Source organism: bacterium (assembly GCA_040755795.1).
Taxonomy (GTDB): domain Bacteria; phylum UBA9089; class CG2-30-40-21; order CG2-30-40-21; family SBAY01; genus JBFLXS01.
Window position 1 is genome coordinate 1 of the sequence record JBFLXS010000332.1, and the last position, 4602, is coordinate 4602.

Genomic DNA, 4602 nt, shown 5'->3' on the forward strand with positions numbered 1-4602 from the left:
ATCGAGATGCAGGTTTTGAATGTAGAAGGGTTTGAGAAAAGGATTTTATATAATGCGGCTAAGACATATTCAGCTCAGTTAAAAGAGACAGAGTCATTTACCAGCCTTGAACCTATTATTGCTCTAACCATTACGGACTTTATCATGTTCGAGGATGTAGATAAGGTTATCACCTATTTCAATCTCATCGAAAAGGAGACTTTAATCAAATACCATGATGAAATCGAACTTGTTTTTATCGAATTGCCCAAATTCAAGAAGAATGAGGATGAACTGGATTCAATCAAAGACAAATGGATATATTTTATAAAGAATGCAGGCAGACTTGAATATACACCAGAGACATTAGTTAAAGAGATAGAAATAAAGGAGGCATTTGAAATAGCCAATACAGCGGGGATGAGTGAAAAGGAGTTAGAAATTCAATATAAGCGGCACGATTTTATCCGAATGCAAAGAGGTGCGATAGAGTTTGCCTTAAAACAAGGGTTAAAACAAGGAATAGAAAAAGGAATACAAAAAGGGTTAAAACAAGGAATACAACAAGGAATACAACAAGGAATACAACAAGGCAAAATAGAAATAGTGAAAAGTCTTTTGAAATTAGGAGAGAAAGTTGAAAAAATATCACAGGTAACGGGATTAACAATAGAGGAAATTAGTAACTGTTCACCGCAGAGGTGCAGAGGAACAGAGAAAACATGGAAATAAATCAGATAACAGAAAAAATTATTGGGGCAGCAATTGAAATACATAAGACATTAGATTCATGTCTATTAGAATCTGCATAGGAAGAATGAGGAATAAAAGGATAGGTTTATTGATCAATTTTAATGTTTCTGTTCTAATAGATGGAATTAAGCGTATAGCCAATAGATTTTAATTTTTTCTCTGTGTCTCCGCGTCTCTGCGGTGAATAGTTACGTTTTTTAAAATTAAGGAGTTATGTAACAGGAGGGCAATAAGAAAAGAGGTGTGTTTGTAAGTTTATTTAAATCAAGGAGTTATGAATTTCGTGAAAGGCTATTTACTAAAATAGGGCTTCACGAAATTATAAACTAAGTAATCGGTTAAATGGTAACTAATTACCATTCACCAGTTACCAATTACCAAATTTAAGGAGGTAGAATGAAATGAAGAAAATTTTTTCAATTGAGCCAGTGGAAGGTAAAAAAAATACGGTCGAGATAACCTTCCTGAAAGATTTCACGCTAAAAGTGGATAAAAAAGATACCTTATTTGTCAAATTTCTGATGATGATGCTCCATTATAGCGGTGGGGCAGCATCTTATTTTGCGCCACTGTTAGGTTTTACTGAATCTGCATTTCGAGACATAAAAAGGAAATTTGAAACAGAGGATGTAAACTCTATCTTCTATCCCGAAATAGAAAAAGGGAAAGTTAAGGAGTTACCTGAACCAGAGATAGGCAAAATTATTGCTTTAATTGTTCAGAATCCCAAAGATACAAATAAAAAAATAGCAGATAAGTTTAATGCAGTTTCCTCAAAAACTAAGATAAGTTTGAAAGATGTAGAAAAGATTCGGGAGAAGTTTGAATTATAAAAACATTATGAAGTTAAAACGACCCAGAATACTTCTTGTTGATGATTCAAAATTTATGAGGATAATCCTCCGTAAGTTATTAACACACCAAGGATATGAAATAGTAGGAGAGGCTTATGATGGAGCATTTGCTATCCAGAAATATCGTGAGTTAAAACCTGATGTGGTATTAATGGATATAATTTTGCCAGACCCCACAATGAATGGCATTGAAACGATTAAATGGATAATCAAGATTGACCCATCTGCCTTAATAATTATAGTCAGTGCGATGGAAAATCAGATGTTGATTAACGAGGCATTGGCGGCTGGAGCAAAAAATTTCTGTATTAAACCTTTTGAACATAATAATCTTATAAAAATAATAAGTGATGTCATTAAAGAAAGATGATGGAAAAGGTTCTTATTATTGATGATTCAGCATGGCGTCGAGGACAAATCCGTGATTTGTTCCTTAATAATAAATTAGCCGAGTGTTGGGAAAGTAGAGAAGGAATTGAGGCTGTAGAAAAATATCGGATGCTCAAACCATATTTAGTTATTGTTAGAATTTTGGATATGCTCGGGGTGGAAATAGTAAAAAGGATTAGAGCAATAAATCCAGATGCGAGAATTTTAATTTTAAGTGATAGTGGAAATGAATCGTATGTAGGTGAGGCAATGCGAGCCGGCGCTTTGGAATATCTTATAGAACCTGTTACTCCTGAAAATCTCTTAGCCTCAGCAATCAGAATGATTAAATAAAAGGAAACAAGTTACTACCAGTCAACTTATTTCCGGTCAACTTTCCTAAAAAGGCTAATTAGAACAATGCAATTAACAAATTTTCAATTAGATGCATTACGGGAAATTGGAAATATTGGGAATGGGCATGTCAGCACTTGTTTATCTCAACTCGCAAATGAGAAAATTATCCCCATTATTCCCGAAATAAAATTAGTTCCAGCAAACAAATTTAATGAATTGATTGAAGATTCAGAAGGTTTAACTATTGGAATAAGTAGCGGGTTACTCGGAGAGGTAATGGGAAAAGTGGTGATGATTTTCCCTTACGAAAATGGACTTTCTATGTTAAATGAAACGATAAAAGAGCGAGACCCTTCTCTTACGACTATCTCGGAATCTGATGAATCCTATCTTAAAAAAATCGGTCAACTGATTATTTCTACTTATACCCATGCTTTATCTAACTTTTTAGATATTTTACTTGTTTGTTATACCGCAAATATTGTTATTTATAAAGGAGAAGATTTTCTAAACTGGTTAACTCAAGAATTAGAAATTTCCCTAAAACGACAAACCCCTTTGCCATATTCTGAAATAGATTCTGTTTTGTGTTATCAATCTACCTTTAATAAATCCCCATTTTTAAGATTTTGGGGAAGTTTTTTCTTACTCTTTGATGGACAGACGATGAAAGTAATCGTGAAGGCAATTGATAAATTAATTTTGAAAATAAAATAGTAAAATGCCAATTATTACTTTAATCACAGATTTTGGGCTAAAAGATAATTATGTCGGGATAATAAAAGGAGTAATCCATTCAATCAATCCTGAGGTAAAAATAATTGATATTACTCATCTTATAAATTCTTATGGTCTGGTGGAAGCAGGCTATATTCTCAAATCTTCTTTCAATTATTTCCCGAAAGGAACAATTCATATTATTATTGTTGACCCTGAGGTTGGTAGCCAGCGTAAAATTATTTTACTAAAATCAAAAGATTACTATTTTTTGGCTCCAGATAATGGAATTTTAAGTTTTATCTTGGATAGATTTAAAGAGATAAAAATTGTTGAACTGACCAATAAAAAGTATTTCCTGGAGGAAGTTAGTCAAACCTTCCAGGGAAGAGATATTTTTGCTCCGGTAGCCGCTTATTTAAGTTTGGGTAAAAACATTGAAGAATTTGGTCCTGAACTAAATAAAATAAAAACACTTGCTCCTGAATTTAAACCTGAATTTAATAAAGATAAAATAGTTGGTCAGATAATCTATATCGACCATTTTGGGAATCTAATTACGAATATTGTCAAAGAAGAATTTACTTTTGATGATTCTGAAGTGTTAATTGAAATAGCAGGGCAGAAAATAAAAGGTATTAACAAAACATATAGTCAGTTAAAACCAGGAAAACTCTTAGCCTTATGGGGCAGTAGTAATCACCTGGAGGTCGCCGCAAATCAGGCTAATGCTCAACAATTACTTAAAATTGAAAAGGGAAAAACAGAAGTCATAATTCGTAACCCTTCAGGTAATCTTTTACCGCAGAGACGCAGAGGAACAGAGAAAACATAGAAATAAATTAGATCACATAAAAGATTTTTTCTCTGCGTCTCTGTGTCTCTGCGGTGAACAGTTACATAAAATCCGTGTTTCATCTGTGTCTATCTGTGGTTGAATAATTACAAATTTGATTACGATGAAATTTATAGCCGATGATATGTTAGGTAAATTAGCCAAATGGCTACGAATTCTTGGGTATGATACAATATATTATCGCACACAAAACGACTATGATTTAATAGAAATTGCCCAAAATGAAGGTAGAATATTACTTACCCGTGATACACAATTGGCAAGAAACTGGATTGTTCCGACACTTTTAATTAAAGATGAAATAATAGATGAACAACTTAAACAGGTAATCCAGAGGTTTAAGATTGAAATAGAATGTGCCCTATTTTCAAGATGCCCAAAATGCAATACCTTATTGATAGAAATTGATAAAGAGATGATTAAAGATAAATTACCTGAATTTGTCTATCAAACTTATAATGAATTCTGGTGCTGTCCTACCTGCAACAGATATTATTGGCAAGGTAGCCATTGGATGAATATTAAGGCAAAGGTAGAAAATCTAAAAGTCTTACGGTAAAATGTCAAGTAAAAAATTAAGTTTTTTGGTAACGAGAGCGTTGCGTAGAACTTAAGGCTATATTTACGGTGCGTGGCATTGTGTTACCTCATTTCTTGCCATCTTTTTGTTTCTCTTGACATTTTGGAGTCCCAAAAGATAACCCAGAGGGTCATTAA

At 33.1% G+C, this 4602-nt stretch carries 7 protein-coding genes; all 7 read left to right on the top strand.

Features of this window, described 5'->3' with window-relative positions; translation table 11 throughout:
- Positions 1-711, top strand: a 711-nt coding sequence (locus tag AB1414_15950) for an Rpn family recombination-promoting nuclease/putative transposase (protein ID MEW6608912.1), incomplete at its 5' end; no start/stop codon positions are given.
- A gap of 422 nt (positions 712-1133) precedes the next feature.
- A complete protein-coding gene (locus AB1414_15955; GenBank protein ID MEW6608913.1) occupies positions 1134-1565 on the top strand; it encodes a hypothetical protein in 432 nt (143 codons plus the stop codon).
- A 7-nt stretch (positions 1566-1572) separates the two neighbouring features.
- Positions 1573-1956 carry a response regulator gene (locus AB1414_15960; protein ID MEW6608914.1) on the top strand — a complete coding sequence of 128 codons (384 nt, stop codon included), beginning with the start codon at positions 1573-1575 and terminating at the stop codon, positions 1954-1956.
- Complete coding sequence (locus AB1414_15965; protein MEW6608915.1) at positions 1953-2309, top strand: response regulator; 357 nt, start codon at positions 1953-1955, stop codon at positions 2307-2309. The genes AB1414_15960 and AB1414_15965 overlap by 4 nt, the downstream gene beginning before the upstream one ends.
- 66 nt (positions 2310-2375) lie before the next feature.
- Complete coding sequence (locus AB1414_15970) at positions 2376-3029, top strand: chemotaxis protein CheC (GenBank protein ID MEW6608916.1); 654 nt, start codon at positions 2376-2378, stop codon at positions 3027-3029.
- Positions 3030-3033: 4 nt separating this feature from the next.
- Positions 3034-3864 (top strand): SAM-dependent chlorinase/fluorinase, encoded by an 831-nt coding sequence (locus AB1414_15975; GenBank protein ID MEW6608917.1) that lies wholly within the window; start codon positions 3034-3036, stop codon positions 3862-3864.
- Between the two features lie 124 nt (positions 3865-3988).
- Positions 3989-4444 carry a Mut7-C RNAse domain-containing protein gene (locus AB1414_15980; protein ID MEW6608918.1) on the top strand — a complete coding sequence of 152 codons (456 nt, stop codon included), beginning with the start codon at positions 3989-3991 and terminating at the stop codon, positions 4442-4444.
- Positions 4445-4602: the final 158 nt, after the last annotated feature.